17 protein-coding genes are annotated in these 16,477 nt (G+C 64.6%); 11 read left to right on the top strand and 6 right to left on the bottom strand.

Features of this window, described 5'->3' with window-relative positions:
* Positions 1-3 precede the first annotated feature (3 nt).
* The 3 genes from rnr to F8237_RS30320 are packed head-to-tail and all read left to right on the top strand — an operon-like array spanning position 4 to position 3,578.
* Positions 4-2,361 carry a ribonuclease R gene (gene rnr / locus F8237_RS30330; RefSeq protein ID WP_151649793.1) on the top strand — a complete coding sequence of 786 codons (2,358 nt, stop codon included), beginning with the start codon at positions 4-6 and terminating at the stop codon, positions 2,359-2,361.
* On the top strand, positions 2,355-2,795 hold the full coding sequence (locus tag F8237_RS30325; protein WP_151649792.1) for a DUF983 domain-containing protein: 441 nt from the start codon (positions 2,355-2,357) through the stop codon (positions 2,793-2,795). The genes rnr and F8237_RS30325 overlap by 7 nt, the downstream gene beginning before the upstream one ends.
* A gap of 33 nt (positions 2,796-2,828) precedes the next feature.
* Positions 2,829-3,578 carry an NUDIX hydrolase gene (locus tag F8237_RS30320; RefSeq protein ID WP_151649791.1) on the top strand — a complete coding sequence of 250 codons (750 nt, stop codon included), beginning with the start codon at positions 2,829-2,831 and terminating at the stop codon, positions 3,576-3,578.
* On the opposite strand, the gene F8237_RS30315 is transcribed toward F8237_RS30320, so the two are convergent.
* Positions 3,579-4,121, bottom strand: a complete 543-nt coding sequence (locus tag F8237_RS30315) for a hypothetical protein (protein WP_162006279.1) — start codon at positions 4,119-4,121, stop codon at positions 3,579-3,581.
* Positions 4,122-4,353: 232 nt separating this feature from the next.
* Here F8237_RS30315 and F8237_RS30310 point away from each other — a divergent pair, with 232 nt between their 5' ends.
* From F8237_RS30310 to F8237_RS30295, 4 genes are all read left to right on the top strand, one after another.
* Positions 4,354-5,679, top strand: coding sequence for an LLM class flavin-dependent oxidoreductase (locus tag F8237_RS30310; protein ID WP_151649789.1), 1,326 nt, complete (start codon positions 4,354-4,356; stop codon positions 5,677-5,679).
* A 124-nt stretch (positions 5,680-5,803) separates the two neighbouring features.
* Complete coding sequence (gene rpmG, locus F8237_RS30305) at positions 5,804-5,971, top strand: 50S ribosomal protein L33 (protein ID WP_008139339.1); 168 nt, start codon at positions 5,804-5,806, stop codon at positions 5,969-5,971.
* Between the two features lie 344 nt (positions 5,972-6,315).
* Positions 6,316-7,554 (top strand): acyltransferase family protein, encoded by a 1,239-nt coding sequence (locus F8237_RS30300; protein WP_244626016.1) that lies wholly within the window; start codon positions 6,316-6,318, stop codon positions 7,552-7,554.
* Positions 7,555-7,942: 388 nt separating this feature from the next.
* Complete coding sequence (locus F8237_RS30295; RefSeq protein ID WP_244626015.1) at positions 7,943-8,464, top strand: DUF6789 family protein; 522 nt, start codon at positions 7,943-7,945, stop codon at positions 8,462-8,464.
* A gap of 118 nt (positions 8,465-8,582) precedes the next feature.
* On the opposite strand, the gene F8237_RS30290 is transcribed toward F8237_RS30295, so the two are convergent.
* The gene (locus F8237_RS30290; protein ID WP_151649788.1) at positions 8,583-9,815 is read right to left on the bottom strand and encodes an MFS transporter; all 1,233 of its coding nucleotides are present in this window, start codon (positions 9,813-9,815) and stop codon (positions 8,583-8,585) included.
* A 127-nt stretch (positions 9,816-9,942) separates the two neighbouring features.
* On the opposite strand from F8237_RS30290, the gene F8237_RS30285 reads away from it, so the two are divergent.
* Entirely contained in the window at positions 9,943-10,545 is a 603-nt protein-coding gene (locus tag F8237_RS30285; RefSeq protein WP_151649787.1) for a TetR/AcrR family transcriptional regulator, read from the top strand.
* 297 nt (positions 10,546-10,842) lie between these two features.
* Here F8237_RS30285 and F8237_RS30280 read toward each other — a convergent pair whose 3' ends face one another.
* A complete protein-coding gene (locus F8237_RS30280; RefSeq protein ID WP_151649786.1) occupies positions 10,843-12,216 on the bottom strand; it encodes a PleD family two-component system response regulator in 1,374 nt (457 codons plus the stop codon).
* A 14-nt stretch (positions 12,217-12,230) separates the two neighbouring features.
* Positions 12,231-12,596 (bottom strand): response regulator, encoded by a 366-nt coding sequence (locus F8237_RS30275; protein ID WP_015685597.1) that lies wholly within the window; start codon positions 12,594-12,596, stop codon positions 12,231-12,233.
* A gap of 229 nt (positions 12,597-12,825) precedes the next feature.
* On the opposite strand from F8237_RS30275, the gene F8237_RS30270 reads away from it, so the two are divergent.
* Positions 12,826-13,137: a DUF3572 domain-containing protein gene (locus tag F8237_RS30270; RefSeq protein WP_143845793.1), complete on the top strand. Its 312-nt coding sequence runs from the start codon at positions 12,826-12,828 to the stop codon at positions 13,135-13,137.
* Positions 13,134-14,423: a DNA polymerase IV gene (locus tag F8237_RS30265; RefSeq protein WP_151649785.1), complete on the top strand. Its 1,290-nt coding sequence runs from the start codon at positions 13,134-13,136 to the stop codon at positions 14,421-14,423. The genes F8237_RS30270 and F8237_RS30265 overlap by 4 nt, the downstream gene beginning before the upstream one ends.
* A gap of 12 nt (positions 14,424-14,435) precedes the next feature.
* Here the strand turns inward: F8237_RS30265 and F8237_RS30260 are convergent, their stop codons facing one another.
* Both F8237_RS30260 and F8237_RS30255 read right to left on the bottom strand, forming a co-directional pair.
* A complete protein-coding gene (locus F8237_RS30260) occupies positions 14,436-14,837 on the bottom strand; it encodes a RidA family protein (protein ID WP_151649784.1) in 402 nt (133 codons plus the stop codon).
* A 74-nt stretch (positions 14,838-14,911) separates the two neighbouring features.
* On the bottom strand, positions 14,912-15,757 hold the full coding sequence (locus tag F8237_RS30255; protein WP_015685591.1) for a cell envelope integrity EipB family protein: 846 nt from the start codon (positions 15,755-15,757) through the stop codon (positions 14,912-14,914).
* Between the two features lie 248 nt (positions 15,758-16,005).
* Between F8237_RS30255 and F8237_RS30250 the strand changes: the two genes are divergently transcribed.
* On the top strand, positions 16,006-16,473 hold the full coding sequence (locus F8237_RS30250; RefSeq protein WP_015685590.1) for a RidA family protein: 468 nt from the start codon (positions 16,006-16,008) through the stop codon (positions 16,471-16,473).
* Positions 16,474-16,477: the final 4 nt, after the last annotated feature.

Genomic DNA, 16,477 nt, shown 5'->3' with positions numbered 1-16,477 from the left:
TAAGTGAAACGCAACAATGACCGTGGCTTTCCCGACCGGGCAGCCATCGTCGCCTTCATCAAGGCAAATCCCGGAAAGGTCGGGACCCGCGAAATTGCGCGCGAGTTCGGCCTGAAGAACGCCGATCGCATCGAGCTCAAGCGCATGCTGCGCGAGCTCGCCGACGACGGCCTCGTCAAGAAGAAACGCCGGACAATTTCAGAGCCGGACACCCTGCCGTCGACGCTGGTCGCCGACATCACCGGCCGCGACGCCGACGGCGAGCTGATCGCCTCCCCCACCGAATGGGACGAGGTCGAGAGCGGCGAGGCGCCAAAGATCCTGATCGTATTGCCGCGCCGGCCGAAGCCCGGCACCGCGGCCGGAAGCGGCGACCGCGTGCTGCTGCGCGTCGAGCGCCTGGACGAGAGCGAAGGCCCGGCCTATCGCGGCCACATCATCAAGGTGTTCGACAAGACCAGGAGCCGCATCCTCGGCGTCTTCCGCGAGCTTCCCGAAGGCGGCGGACGGCTGATCCCGGTCGACAAGAAGGGGGCCGACCGCGAGCTGAACATCGCAGCAAGCGACACGCACGGGGCGAAGGACGGCGACCTCGTCAGCGTCGACATCATCCGCTCGCGCGGTTTTGGCCTCGCTTCGGGCCGCGTCAAGGAGAAGCTGGGCTCGGTCAAGTCCGAGAAGGCGATCAGCCTGATCGCGATCTACGCGCACGACATCCCGCTGCAATTCCGCCCTGCGGCCGAGCGTGAAGCCGAAGCCGCGGAGCCCGCCAACCTGAAGGGGCGCGAGGACTGGCGCGACGTCCCGCTCGTCACCATCGATCCGCCGGATGCCAAGGATCACGACGACGCGGTGCATGCGCAAGCTGATCCCGACCCGAATAACAAGGGCGGCTTCATCGTCGACGTCGCCATCGCGGATGTGAGCTTCTACGTCCGGCCGGGCACCGCGCTCGATCGCGACGCGCTCGACCGCGGCAACTCGGTCTATTTCCCCGACCGCGTCGTGCCGATGCTGCCCGAGCGCATCTCCAACAATCTCTGCTCGCTGGTGCCGGGCGAGCCGCGCGGCGCGCTCGCGGTGCGGATGATCATTGCGCCTGACGGGCGCAAGCGCTCGCACAGCTTCCACCGCATCCTGATGCGCTCGGCCGCCAAGCTGAGCTACGCGCAGGCTCAGGCCGCGATCGACGGCCGGCCGGACGACACCACCGGCCCCCTGCTCGATCCGATCCTGAAGCCGCTCTATGCCGCCTATGCCTGCGTCAAGCGCGCCCGCGACGAGCGCGATCCGCTCAATCTCGATCTGCCCGAGCGAAAAATCCTCTTGAAGAGCGACGGCACGGTCGATCGCGTCATCGTCCCCGACAGGCTCGATGCGCACAAGCTGATCGAGGAGTTCATGATCCTCGCCAACGTCGCGGCGGCGGAGATGCTCGAGAAGAAGTCGCTGCCGCTGATCTACCGCGTGCACGACGAGCCGACGCTGGAAAAGGTCCACGCGCTCCAGGAGTTTTTGAAGACACTGGACGTCCCCTTCGCGAAATCAGGCGCGCTGCGCCCGGCTCTGTTCAACCGCGTGCTGGCCCAGCTCGAAGGCCACGACCACTTCCCGCTGGTCAGCGAGGTGGTGCTGCGCGCGCAGGCGCAGGCCGAATATTCGTCGGAAAATTACGGTCATTTCGGCCTGAATTTGCGCCGCTATGCGCATTTCACCTCGCCGATCCGCCGCTATGCCGACCTCGTCGTGCACCGCGCGCTGGTCCGTGCGCTCGGGCTCGGCGAGGGTGCCCTGCCCGACACCGAGACGCCGGAAACCTTGAGCGAGGTCGCCGCCCACATCTCGGTGACCGAACGCCGCGCGATGAAGGCGGAGCGCGAGACCGTCGATCGCCTGATCGCCCATCACCTCGCCGACCGCATCGGCGCGACCTTCCAGGGCCGCGTTTCCGGCGTCACGCGCGCCGGCCTGTTCGTCAAGCTCGCGGAGACCGGCGCCGACGGCCTGATCCCGATAAGGTCCCTCGGCACGGAATATTTCAACTATGACGAGGGCCGCCACGCCCTCGTCGGCACGCGCAGCCGCACCATGTATCAGCTGGGCGACGTGGTCGACGTCCGCCTGATCGAAGCCGCTCCCATCGCCGGAGCGCTGCGCTTCGAGCTGCTGTCGTCCTCCAGCGAGACCTCGCCGCGCGATGGCAGGCAACCCGGTCCGCAACGCCGCCCCTCGTTCAAGGCACAGCCCGGACGCAGCCCGGACAGAAAACGCAAGCCGGCGAAGCCGAAATCCGGCAAGCCGAAGAAGAACAAGAGCAAGAACAAAGGCAAAGGCGGGGGGCAGAAAGGCAAGGCATGGTAGCGACGAGCACAGCGTCAAAGATATGGACGCGCGAGACTGGCCTCATCGAGAAGCGCGACCTCTTGACGGCGATGAAGCGCGGCTTCCGCGGCCGTTGTCCGCGCTGCGGCGAGGGAAAGCTGTTCCGCGCCTTCCTGAAGACCGCGGACAATTGCTCAGTGTGCGGCCTCGACTTCACGCCGCATCGCGCCGACGATTTGCCGGCCTATCTCGTGATCGTCATCGTCGGCCATATCGTGGTGCCGACCATCCTCTGGATCGAGACCAATTACACCACGCCGGTCTGGATCAGCTTCGCGGCCTATCTGCCGTTCACGTTCGTCGCCTCGCTGGCGCTGCTGCAGCCGGTGAAGGGAGCCGTGGTCGGATTGCAATGGGCTCTGCGCATGCACGGCTTTGACGACAACCCTCCGGATGGTATTCCGCCGGTATAGGCAAGATAAGCAAGAAGCGGTTTGGGTGAGGACATGACGGATATCGCGCAGGCGGAAAAGGCAAAGATTCACGAGGGCAAGGAAGCCGACCACCATCCCTATTTCCGCCCGAAGGATGCGGCGACACTGATCCTGGTCGATCGCAGCGGCGCGACTCCAAAAGTCCTGGTCGGCAAGCGCCACGACAAGGTGGTGTTCATGCCCGGCAAGTTCGTCTTCCCCGGCGGCCGCGTCGACAAGGCCGATTATCGCGTGCCGGTCGCCGCCCCCATCACCACCGAGCTTGAAGCCAATCTCGCCAAGGGCAGCCCGAAGACGCCGGCCTCGCGCGCAAAGTCGCTGGCGATCGCCGCGATCCGCGAAGCCTGCGAGGAGACCGGCCTTTGCCTCGGGCGCAAGATCGAGGGCAAGGCGCCCAAGCTCGACGGCAACTGGAAGCCGTTCGCCGATGCCGGCCTGCTGCCCGATCCCTCCAGCCTGTTCCTGATCGCGCGCGCCATCACCCCGCCCGGCCGCGTCAAGCGGTTCGACACGCGCTTCTTCACGGCGGATGCCTCCGCGATCACCCACCGCGTCGACGGCGTGATTCATGCGGATGCAGAGCTGGTGGAGCTGGTCTGGGTCGAGCTCGGCTCGAAGCCGCTCGCCGATCTGCATCCGATGACGCGCAACGTGCTCAACGAGCTCGACACGCGTCTGGCCACCGGCCCGCTCCGCCACGATGCGCCGGTGCCGTTCTTCCATTTCTACGGCGGCAAGATGCAGAAGGATATTTTGGGCTGATTAGTCGGCATCCGGCTCGGTGCCGACATAGTCGCGCGCCGGCAGCTTGAGGACACGTGCGATCTGGCTTGCGAGCTCGTCCGCTTCCTCGCGCCTGGTAAAGCTCATCAGCGTGATCGGCTCGGTGCCCTTGTCGCCGCAGAGATTGACGTCATAGGCGGTCAGCTCCGGATCATAGTCCTCCGTGATGCTGATGAAGTGATAGTTGGCGAGATCGCGGTGCTTGCGCAGATTCAGCGGGCCGAACTGCCTGGTGATGACGATCTGGCGCAGCGTCTCGTTGAGCACGACGAAAGTGCGGAACGTCAGCAGGATGAGTCCGGGGATGCCGACCAGCAGCCCAAGCCCCGTGAACACCAGCACCGGCACGAGATCGTCGGCGAGCCTCCCGAAGCCGGAAAAATCCTGGCGCAGGCCGAGCGCGACATTCCACAGCAGATAGCCGCTCGCCGCCAGCAGCGGCAGCGCCAGCAGCCGGCCGACCCAGGGCATGGGACGGTCGATGCGGACCATGCCGCCATCCACTGTCATTGCGCCGGCCATGTCGAATCTCCCTGAGAGGACATGGCTTGGTCGGGCTGAACGGTGGATTGGTTCGAAGAAAGGCGCGCCACCCTCCGCTGTCATTCCGGGGCGCGCGCAGCGCGAGCCCGGAATGACGAGAATGTGCTGAGCGGACACTGAAAAACAAAAGAATCTTCCCGTCCGCCCCAATGGCGGAGTTCCCCGGCATGCCTATGTGTCCGTGAACGACACCCAGAACGGATACGGGGCGATGGCACAACGGCAACTCAAGCTTGGCGCGTTCATGCGCCCGATCAGCATCCACACCGGCGCTTGGCGCTATCCCGGGGCCTGGCCCGACGCCAATTTCAATTTCAGTCACATCAAGACGCTGATCCGGAAGCTCGAGGCCGGCAAGTTCGACGCCTTCTTCATGGCCGATCACCTCGCCGTGCTGAACATGCCGATCAACGCGCTCAAGCGCAGCCACACCGTGACCTCGTTCGAGCCGTTCACGCTGCTGTCGGCGCTCTCCGCCGTCACCGAACGGATCGGCCTGATCGCGACGGGCTCGACCACCTTCGACGAGCCCTATCACGTGGCGCGGCGCTTCGCCTCGCTCGACCATCTCAGCGGCGGCCGCGCGGGTTGGAACATCGTCACCACCTCGAACCCTGACGCGGCGCTGAATTTCGGCCTCGACGATCACATGGAGCACGCCGAGCGCTACAAGCGCGCCCGTGAATTCTACGACGTCGTCACCGGCCTCTGGGATTCCTTCGCCGACGACGCCTTCGAGCGCGATGTCGAAAGCGGGCTATTCTTCGATCCCGCGAAAATGCACACACTCGACCACCACGGCAAATACCTGAAGGTGCGCGGCCCCCTCAACATCGCCCGCCCCGTGCAGGGCTGGCCGGTGATCGTGCAGGCCGGCGCCTCCGAGGACGGCAAGCAACTTGCGGCAGAGACCGCGGAAGCCGTGTTCACCGGCGGCGGCAGCCTCGCCGACGGGCAGAAGCTCTACGCCGACATCAAGGGCCGCATGGAGAAGGTCGGCCGCGATCCCGAGCATCTGAAGATTCTCCCCGGCGCCTTCGTCGTAGTCGGTGACAGCGTCGACGAGGCCAAAGAGAAGCGCGCGCTGCTCGACAGCCGCGTGCATTACGACAGCGCCATCGCCTCGCTCTCGGTCATCCTAGGCACCGATGCCTCCGGCTTCGATCCGGACGGCCCGCTCCCCGACATCCCCGAGACCAACGCCAGCAAGAGCGGCCGCCAGCGCATGGTCGATCTCGCCGCGCGTGAAAAACTCACCGTGCGCCAGCTCGCCCAGCGCGTCGGCGGCTATGGCGGGCTGTCCTTCGTCGGGACGCCCAAGACCATCGCCGACCAGATGGAGGAATGGCTGGTCGGGCGCGGCTCCGACGGCTTCAACATCATGTTCCCGTCCCTGCCCGCCGGCCTCGACGATTTCGTCGACAAGGTCGTCCCCGAGCTTCAAAAGCGCGGGATTTTCCGGAAAGAGTACGAAGGGCCCACGCTCAGGGAGAATCTGGGCCTGCCGCGGCCGAAAAACCGGTTCTTCGAGGGGTAATCGGGCCGATTTGGGTGGTTTTCGGGCCCTGAAACCTTGACATCAGGCGGTTTCTGGCTAGGTTGCCGGCCAACGCGGGCCGTTTGGCCGGCTCCAGATTCCCTTCATTCCTGAGGTTCTGAACATGGCCAAAGCGGTCACCATCAAGGTCAAGCTCGTGTCCTCGGCTGACACCGGCTTCTACTACACTGCCAAGAAGAATTCGCGCACCATGACCGACAAGCTGGTCAAGAAGAAGTACGATCCGGTCGCGCGCAAGCATGTCGAATTCCGCGAAGCCAAGATCAAGTAAGATCGCGGGACGTTACGGACTTTGACGGGGCCCTTTCGGGCCCCGTTTTTATTTTGCTCCCACCCCGCGTGTCCCGGACGCGCCGCAGCGTGGAACGCTGCTGCGCAGAGCCGGGACCCAGAATGTCGCGCAGTCGGAATACGGAGACATGGGCCCCGGCTCTGCAACGCACCGCTAAAAAAGCGCTGCGTTGCGTCCGGGGCACGCGAGCTGCAGGTTACGTCAGCCCTCGCTACGATCTGCGCATTCCGACGCCAGCGAACCAAGTGTGACGCACCTCGCAGTGCCTAGCGACGGCTTTCAATATCTCAAGCGGGATCGTTCAATGAATTTGGTCCATTCCCGTGAAGAGCCATTTGCCGCTGCTGGATCCGCTGCGCTTCGCCGCCGCGCTCGGAGTCGCCATCTTTCACCAGATGTTCTGGTCATGGGCCTGGGTTTCGATTGGCGTGCCGGGTTTCGAGCGCACCGTCGCCGCCGATGTGCTGTACCCGTCCGCTGCGCCCTACACATGGTTCGGCTGGGTCGGCGTCGAGATCTTCTTCGTGATTTCCGGTTTCGTCATCGCCAATTCCGCGAGCCAGGCTTCACCGGGCGAGTTTCTTCTCGGCCGCGCACTTAGGCTTTATCCGGCCGTCTGGGTTTGCGCCACCGCGACCTTCCTCGTGTTGCTTCTCTTCGGGAGTGGCCCGGCATCCGAATTCATCCTGCCCTACATCCACGCCATGCTGATGGTGCCCAAGGGGGTCACAGGTGAGTGGCTTGACGAAGTCTACTGGACGCTGGCGGCCGAGACCGCGTTTTACGGACTCGTGTTTTGCGCGATGCTCACGAAGAGGATCACCCTGCGACACCTGGCCTGGGGTCTCACCATCTACAGCGCAATGTTCAATGCGGTCGCGCTGCTGGTCGCGTCCTGCACGACGCCGTCCGACCTGCCCTATCTCGTCATCCTGATGTTTCGGGTGCCGTGCGCAGCCTTCCTGTTGAGCCATGGTTGCTTCTTCGCGCTGGGAATCTGGCTGTTCATTTCCGCGAACAGGGAATTGACGGCGCTCGAACAGGTCGCCGTTGCCGTCACGTGTCTCTCGGGCGCCGCGGAGATCTACGTCTTCGCCTCGTTCTTTCTGACGTCGATCCCCGCCATCGCGGATCAATCCGCGCTCGTGCCCATCATGGTCTGGGCGGCCGCCGTGCTCCTCATTGCCCGAGCCGCGAAGCGAAGCAGGCGCTCGGTGGGCACCGTTTCTCCCGCAGCACCGGCCTATTTGAGAACGCTCGGGCTGATCACCTACCCGCTCTATCTCACCCACAACGTCATCGGCACCGCGATCGTTCGCGCCCTGGTCGTTTCAGGCCTGGATGCCACCTCGGCCGTCTGGATGGCTCTTGGCATGCTTGTCCTGATGGGCTGGTTCATTTGCGCGAAGATCGAGCCAGCCGTCAGGTACTCGCTGATGCAAGCTCTCGCGCATCTCGGAAAGCTGCCGGAGCGACAGCCGAAATCGAGACGTCCGACATTGGCTAGAGGGCTGCGCCTTCCGCTGCCCGTCTCGGTGAAGGCGAACGTCGTGGCGTCTTAGCCGGCTCTCAGAAGAGCCTGTTGTCCTGCGACGCCGTCGGCGACGGCGGCTGAGACAAGCTGCCCGCCGCAGGGCACCGCGCTACGCCTCGACGTCCTTCATGCGCGCAGAAGACGACGTTGCCTCCAAACGACTCCCGCTGGGCCACGAGTTGCCCCCGGGGGACGTTGATCCTCATCAAGCAGCGAAGCAACGCAGTCCTCTACGCTGAAGTGAAATTATCGGGCAGGAGCGCGCCATGCTTCCCTTCACGCTTGAGCAGTTCCGCAACGTCTTCGCGACCTCCATGTGGCTCGGCATGGCGTTTCTCATCACCGGTCTTCTTCTCCCCGGTCAATAAGGCCGTGGCTGGCGAGGCCAGATTGACGCCCTCAACCGAATTGCGTCCATGATCGCGACGAGTAGCAGCGACCGCGCGCCCATGTTGGAAGCCAATGCTGAGAATGGGCGACGGAGCATGCCTTCAGGCAACAGGATTTGGAGAGCCGTTGTTGCAGGGCTGTGCGGAAGCATCGCGCATTCGCTGCTGATGTACTTCAAGTCTTGGGCCGGACTGCTTCCATCGTTCCAGCCCTATGAAAATTTCCAGACGACGTTGAGCCATGTGACCGGCACAGCAATCCATCCAGTGGTGCCGTGGCTACTTTCATTCCTGAATGGCTCAACCTTCGTCAGTCTTGCTTTTGGACATCTTTATCGATGGCTGCCGGGCAATGCCGGTGCAATCAAGGGATTGACCTATGGCGTGCTCGGATGGGCGATCATGGGGCTGGTGTTCTTTCCCATGATCGGCCTTGGATTATTCGGACTGCAGGTTGGACTTGGCATTTCGCCAGCACTGTTCTCGCTGGCAATGCTCCTGACTTACAGCGTAATCTTGGGCATGGTTTACGGCGCCCTCAATTCCTGACTCATTCGAATATGAGACCAAGCATATGACCGCTCCTGCCGCAGGACCGCCTGTGATGCCCTACTTTCGGACGCTCCGCATGACACCCCAAGGCTGACGCTGACGACAACAGGCCCGCCTACGCCGTCCGCAACACCGGCGGATGCGACGGCCGGATCAGCGCGAAGGCCACCTGCACGATCCCTCCGGCAAGACCGAGCGCGACGCCGATGCGCCAGGCCATGGTGTAGGAGCCGAGCGCATCGTAGAGCACCCCGCCTCCGTAAGCGCCGAGGAAGCTGCCGATCTGGTGGCTCATGAAGGCGAGGCCCTGGATCATCGCCTGCCAGCGCAGGCCGAACATCTCGGCGACTGCGCCTGCGACCAGCGGGCCAACGCCCATCCACAGGAAGCCCATGATCGCGCCGAACAGCAGCGTCGAGGCCGGCGTCGCCGGCAGCATGAAATACCAGGCCAGCGCCAGCGAGCGCAGCACGTAGATGCCTCCTAACAGCGCCAGCTTGTTCCAGCGCTGGCCGGCCCAGCCGAAGAACAGCGAGCCCAGCACGTTGAAGCCGCCGATCATGCCGAGCGTCTGCGCGCTCAGCATCGGGTCGAGGCCGCAGATGGCGAGATACGACGGCAGATGCGTGGTGAGGAACACCAGCTGCATGCCGCAGACCAGATAGGCGCAGGTCATCACCACGAAGGAAGCGTTGCCGAACGCGTTCCGCGCCGCGGTCGCCGCGGTGGCATCGCCGATGTCGTCGGCGGACGGCTTCGGCAGCGGAATCCGGTCGATGCGCCCCGCATACCACGCAGCGGGAATCATCAGCACCGACATGATGACAAAACCGGCAAGTCCGACGCGCCAGCCAAATCCTTCGTTGAGCATCTGTCCGATCGGCGCCGACAGCAGCGCGCCGAGCGAGCCCGCGCCGGAGACGATGCCGAGCACGGTGGAGCGCACGGTCTCCGGCACCGCGCGTGCCGCCACCGACATCGCGATCGCGGCCGCGGTGCAGGCCAGCGACGTCCCGATCAGCACGCCGGCACCGATCATGATGCTGACGAGCCCGTTCGCGGTCGTCATCAGAACGAGGCCCGCGATGTACATCAGCGACCCCGCGATCATGATCGGACGGAAGCCGTAGCGCACCGTCATCGCACCCGCGAGCGGCTGGAGAAAGCCCCAGGCGAGATTCTGCACGGCCAGTGCCAGCGTGAAATCCGAGATCGAAAGATGGATGTCGTGCGTCAGCGGCTGCATGAAGATGCCGAGGCTCTGCCGCAGCCCCATGCTCAGCGTCAGCATGATCGAGGCGCCGATCAGGATGGGCAAGGTCGGACGCAGGACCTGCAACAGGGGCATTTCATTCTCCCTCGTGGGCGCGGCGCGCGCCGGCGTCTGCAATTCGCATTGATTTTGGTTACACAGACCTGTGTACTTAGGCTATGAGTGGATGGTGCTGTCAAGCCAAGAGGACGCGCGCTATCGCATGGCTCCCCCGCCCGCCCCACACACGATGAAGGAGCGGATCCTCGAGACCGCCGACAAGCTGTTCTATCTACAGGGCATTCGCGCCATCGGCGTCGACACCATCGCGGCCGAGATCGGCATCTCCAAGCGCACGCTCTACAACCACTTCCCCTCCAAGGACGCGCTGATCGCGGCCTATCTGGAGCGCCGTTTCGTACACGCCCGCCCCTCGGACAAGCCGCCTGCCGAGCAGATTCTGGCGACGTTCGATTCGCTGGAGCGACGTTTTGCGGCCAAGGATTTTCGCGGCTGCCCGTTCGTGAATGCGGTCGCCGAGCTCGGCCCAAGGGACCGCGCCGTGAAGAAGATCGCCATCGCCTTCAAGGAAAGCCGCCGCGTCTGGTTTCGCGACCGGCTGACCGAGCTCGGCGTTGCCGATGCGGACGCGCTCGCCACCCAGCTGGTGCTGCTGGTCGACGGCTCGATCGCGCAGGACCTCGTCCGCGACGACCCCGCGATGGCGCGCGCGGCGAAGGAAGCGGCGAAGGTGCTGCTGCGGAATGCGGGCGTGGATGTGGGGGATGCGAAGCCGGTCGGGAAGCGCAGGCCCGCGTCCCAATAAAAGCTGTCTCCGCGTCATTCGGTGTCATGCCCCGCGAAGGCGGGCATCCAGTATTCCAGAGGCAATTGTGATTGAACCGAGAGGCCGCGGCGTACTGGATTCCCCGCCTGCGCGGGGAATGACAGCGGAGTTTGCGGGCCTCTTGCGACCCTGGCAACATGCACCTGTTTTGCCCGACGGGTCAAGCAAAATTCATAAAATCCGAACACCACTCACAGCTGCCCGCAAGCTATTGATCCGGCTGGCGCCGGCTACTGTGCATGGGGTTGTTTTCGCGCTTTCGTGTCGCGCCGGCCGTCACGCCGCCTGCGACACCACGCGATTGCGGCCGTCGTGCTTGGCGCGGTAGAGGGCGGTGTCGGCGCGCTTGAGGACGTCGGCAACCGCCTCGCCCTTCTGCTCCAGCGTGGTCAGGCCGATCGAGATCGTGACCTCGATGCGCTTGGTGCCCTTGTGGACCGCGAACGGCTCGCCCGCGATCGAGCGGCGCAGGCGCTCGGCGACCATGCCGGCGACGTGCAGGTCGGTCTCCGGCATCACGATGACGAACTCCTCGCCGCCGTAGCGGCAGGCCAGGTCGATGCCGCGGATGGACTTGCGCACGCGCACCGCGAATTCGCGCAAGACGTCGTCGCCGGCGTCGTGGCCGTAATTGTCGTTGATCGACTTGAAATAGTCGATGTCGAGGATCATCAGCGCCAGCGGCTTGCCGCGGGTCGAGGCCTGCTCGGCGAGCGTCGCCAGATGGCTTTCCATGTAGCGGCGATTGTGCAGGCCGGTCAGCGCGTCCGTGATCGCCATCTCGATCGAGTTCTGCACGTTGTCGCGCAAATGATCGGTGTAGCGGCGGCGGCGGATCTGGGTGCGGGCGCGCGCCAGCAGTTCGGTCTTGTCGATGGGACGCAGCAGATAGTCGTTGACGCCGATCTCGAGGCCGCGGAGCAGCCGCGTCGAGTTCTCGGGGTCCGCGATCGCCAGGATCGGCACATGGCGCGTGCGCTCCAGCGAGCGCGCCTGGCTGCAGAGCCGCAGGCCATCGAAATTGTTGAGGTCGAGCGAGACGATCAGCAGGTCGTAATTGCCCTCGGCGGCGTGGAACAGCGCTTCGGTCGGGTTCGGCTCGACGTCGACGGTGTGCTCGGCCGCGAGCAGGCCCGCCAGCCGCTCGTAGGAGGACTGGCGGTCGTCGACCAGAAGGATGCGGCCACCCTTGCCGGTGTCGGCGACCGCGCTGCGCTCGGGCGCCTGCATGCCGATCTCGAGCGAGGTGATGGCGCGCATGCGCAGCTCATCGGTCATCATCTTCAACCGCGTCAGCGAGCGCACGCGCGCGATCAGCACGACGTCGGAGACGGGCTTGGTCAGGAAGTCGTCGGCGCCGGCCTCCAGCCCGCGATTGCGGTCGGCGGGGCTGTCGAGCGCGGTGACCATCACGACGGGGATGTGGTGCGTCGCCGGATCGCTCTTGAGGCGGCGGCAGACCTCGAAGCCGTCGATGTCGGGCATCATGACGTCGAGCAGGATGATGTCGCATTCGGCGCGGGCGCATATCTCAAGCGCCTCGGTGCCGTTCGAGGCGGTCATCACGTCGAAATATTCGGCCGACAGGCGGGCTTCGAGCAATTTGACGTTGGCAGGGACGTCATCGACAACGAGGATACGCGCGGACACTTTTAACTCACTTCCTATCCGATGAAACGCCGGACCGTCTCAATGAATTTGCCGACCGAGATCGGCTTGGACAAATAGGCCTCGCAGCCGCCCTCGCGGATGCGCTCTTCGTCGCCCTTCATCGCGAACGCGGTGACCGCGACGACGGGAATGGCACGCAGTTCCGGATCGTCCTTGATCCAGCGCGTCACCTGCAGGCCGGAGACCTGCGGCAATTGGATATCCATCAGCACGAGGTCGGGCCGCATCTTGCGAACGAGATCGAGCGCCTCGTAGCCGTTGCTGGTGCCGGTGGTCTGGTAGCCGTGCGCCTCCAACAGGTCGCGGAAGAGCTTCATGTTGAGCTCGTTGTCTTCCACGATCAGGACGGTCTTAGCCATCCCGCCCTCCTGTTTGGTCCTGAAGACCGATGCATGTGACGCCTCAGGCGCCGCTCGCGGGCGCTTCGAAAACTGGATTCAAACTAGCCTCAGATTCGCTCTAGTTTCGTTAAACCCGAGGGCCCACTTTCTGCGATGTGGTTTCCAGTTGCTTGTCGAGGGTCCAGAGACTCGGGCATGATGGTTTCAAAGTAGACACCGAAAGTTAACGGAAAGGCAAACCGGGCCCTTGAAAAAGCCTGTTCACAACCCCCGCGAAGTCGCTGAAATCGTTGCGATTCAGGCCCTGTCCTTCGTCGCCGGCGATCCCGAGCGGCTGGGCCTGTTCCTGGCTGAGACAGGCGTCGGCCCGGAGTCGCTCCGGAATGCCGCCTCGGATCCCGGTTTCCTGCTCAGCGTGCTCGATTTCGTGATGCGCGATGACGCCACCGTGAAAGCCTTTGCCAGCTCTGTGGAACTGCACCCCACCAACGTGGCTGCGGCCCGGCAGGTCCTCGGCGACGCGCTGGGCGACCGGACCTGGGAGCGCGACGTGCCGTGACCGCCCCAGAGGCGGCCGGGCCCCGCTGCTTCTGCCGGGATTGTTCGGCCGATCTGGATGTGGGCGTGCGGCGATGTTCCGCTTGCGGCTCCCCTCGCCTCGTCCGCCACCGCGCGCTCGCGAGCCTGACCATCGCCCATATCGACTGCGACGCCTTCTATGCGACGGTCGAGAAGCGCGACAACCCTGATATCGCCGACAAGCCCGTCATCATCGGCGGCGGCAAACGCGGCGTGGTGTCGGCCGCCTGCTACATCGCGCGCACCTATGGCGTGCGCTCGGCGATGCCGATGTACAAGGCGCTCGACGCCTGCCCGCATGCGATCGTGATCCCGCCGGACATCGCGAAGTACGTCCGCGTCGGCCGCGAGGTGCGCCAGGCCATGCAGGCGCTGACGCCGCTGGTCGAGCCGCTTTCGATCGACGAGGCTTTCCTCGATCTCTCCGGCACCGAGCGGGTTCACGGCATGATCCCGGCCAAGGTGCTGGCGCGCTTCGCCCGCGAGGTCGAACGCGACATCGGCATCAGCGTCTCGGTCGGCCTGTCCTGCAACAAGTTTCTCGCCAAGATCGCCTCCGACCTCGACAAGCCGCGCGGCTTTGCCGTGCTCGATCAGGAGGAAGCCCGTGTGATGCTGGCGGAAAAGCCGGTCGGCTTCATCTTCGGTGTCGGGCCGGCGACGCAGGAGCGCCTGGTGGAGCGCGGCTTCCGCATCATCGCCGACCTGCAAAAGGCCGACGAGATCGAGATGATGCGGCAGTTTCCGAGCGACGGCCGCAGGCTGTGGCGGCTCGCGCACGGCATCGACGACCGCCGCGTCGAGCCGGATCGCGGCGCCAAGACGATTTCCAGCGAAACCACTTTTGAAACCGACATCCGCGATTTCGCTGCGCTGGAAAAGATCCTGTGGCGGCTGTGCGAGAAGACATCGTTTCGCCTCAAGAGCAGCGAGCTTGCCGGCTCGACGGTCACGCTGAAGCTGAAGACCTCAGATTTCCGCCAGCGCACCCGCTCGCAGTCGATCGTCGCCCCGACGCAGCTCGCCGCAAAGATCTTTTCGATCTGCCGCGAGATGCTGGCCAAGGAGATCGACGGCACCGCCTTCCGCCTGATGGGCGCCGGCGTCAGCGCGCTCCGCGAAGGCTCGCCTGCCGACGACACCGACATGCTCGACCGCCGCGCCGCCCATGCCGAGCGCGCGGTGGACAGCCTGCGCAAGAAGTTCGGCAGCGCCGCGGTGATCCGCGGCATTGCATATGAGGGGCCGGAGAAGGCAGAAGAGTGAAGGGCTACGGGATCAATCCGCGACGGCGATCGCCTCGATCTCGATCAGCCATTCCGGCGCCGCGAGCGCCGAGACGCCGACGAGGGTCGAGGCCGGCGGCTCCATGCCTTCGAAGAAGACCGAGCGGGCCTTGCCGATGATCGGGCGCAGCTCCGGCTTGTAGCCGACGACGAAGGTCGTGATCTTGACGATGTTGGCGTAGCTCGCGCCGGCCGCCTTCAGCGCGTGGCCGAGATTCTGCATCACCTGCGTGGTCTGCGCGGCGAGATCGCCCTCACCGACGATACGCCCTTCCTCGTCCACGGCCACCTGGCCGGAGATGTAGATGGTGCGTGCGCCCGTGGCGGTGACGACGTGGGAATAGGCAGGATTGTTGTGAAGGCCGCTGGGACGGAGATGGTCGAGCTTGGGCATGTGCTTTCTCCCCGAGGTCAGAGGTTTGGAGCAAGCGTAGCCGCAGAGTGCGACAAGGGCTAGACGTCTCGCCCTCAATTACAGGGCTTGCTGTCCTTCACGTCGAACTTGCCCATCGCGCCGGAAATCACGAAATCGTTGTAATCGAGCACGAGCTGGCGGGAGACGCCGTTTTCATAGAGCTCGAACGCCATCGCGTAGACCGGCGTCTGCTCGCCTTCCTTCTGCTGGGACTCGCGGTCGAAATAGCTGACGGTAACTGGCCAGCGCTTCAGCGACTTCATGTGCTCGTCCGACGTCGATGCATCGGGCGAGGCGGTACGGTCGGCGGGGATCGGCTGGCCGATCACGGTCAGGGTGTTGTAGACCTTCTGGCCGTCGTCGGAGCCGTCATAGACGGAGAGCTCCAGCAGCGACTTGCCGTCCTTGGCGGCGGCGATGATGCGCTGGATCTGCTCGGTCGGGAACACGATCTTGCCGTCGAGGGTGAAGCTCTTCGGCGCCGGCAGCTTCAGCTTGACGTTGATATGGTCGCCGTCGCGCTCGGCCGAACCGTCGACACGGCCGGCGTCGGCCTCGTTCATCCGCGTCTCGATCTTGAAGCGGTAGCTCTTGCCCGCGGCGTCCTCCCAGGAATTGGAGCGGAGGTCGCTCAGCGTGATCTTGCCCTCGCCGCTGTCGAGCTCGGACACCTGCCGGAATTCGGAGGTGTAGCCCTCGCACGAGCTCCCAGTGAAATTGTAGAGGATGCGGCCGCGCGCGCTGTTGACCGAATTTGAGCGCGATTTCACGAGGCTGAGGTCATAGAGAGCCTGATGCGCGAGGAACGGACCGCTGGCCGCCTGCGCTCCGCCGCTGGAGCCGAAGGCGGCCGCCGCGAGCGCCATCACACCGAGCGAAGTCCGGAAAAGGTGCACCATGTCTGTTCCTTGAAGATGCGTCCTTGGGGAAAGCGCAGATTCGACAGTTTAGTGACCGTTCCATTGCGTCGCAACTGAGGCGGTCTCACGTAAAGTTGCGGCCCGCGTGCTGAACCTCCCGCCCTGCCTCAACAAAATGCATCCCATTCCGGTTGCTTGCATGTGGCGGCACGATGGGCGAAACAGGGCCCGCCCGGCCGCCGATGGACGCGCCCGGGCGGATGATTTTCAGGACAACGAGGTCGAACATGGCGGGCACGGTCGAGCAGAAACTGGCGGAACAGGGCATCAAGCTGCACGAGGCTCCGACCCCCGTGGCCAACTATGTCCCGTTCGTGCGCACCGGCAATTTGCTGTTCGTCTCGGGCCAGGTCTGCTTCGCCCCTGACGGCAAGCTGATCGCCAAGGGCAAGCTGGGCGCCGGCGTCTCCATCGAAGAGGGTGCCGCCGCGGCACGCGGCTGCGCGGTCAATTTGCTGGCCCAGGTCAAGGCGGCCCTCGGCGACCTCGACAAGGTCGTGCGCGTGGTGCGCCTCGGCGGCTTCATCAACTCGGCGCCGGACTTCCTGGACGGGCCGAAGGTGCTCAACGGCGCCTCCGACCTGATGGTCGCCGCGTTCGGGGACAAGGGCCGCCACGCCCGAACCACGGTCGGCGTCGCCTCGCTGCCCGCCGATGCGGCGGTCGAGGTCGAAGGCGTGTTCGAGGTCGCCTGACACG

This window comes from Bradyrhizobium betae (genome assembly GCF_008932115.1).
Lineage (GTDB): Bacteria > Pseudomonadota > Alphaproteobacteria > Rhizobiales > Xanthobacteraceae > Bradyrhizobium > Bradyrhizobium betae.
The sequence above is the reverse complement of the archived record's forward strand: the minus strand, read 5'-3'. Positions and strand labels throughout refer to the sequence as shown.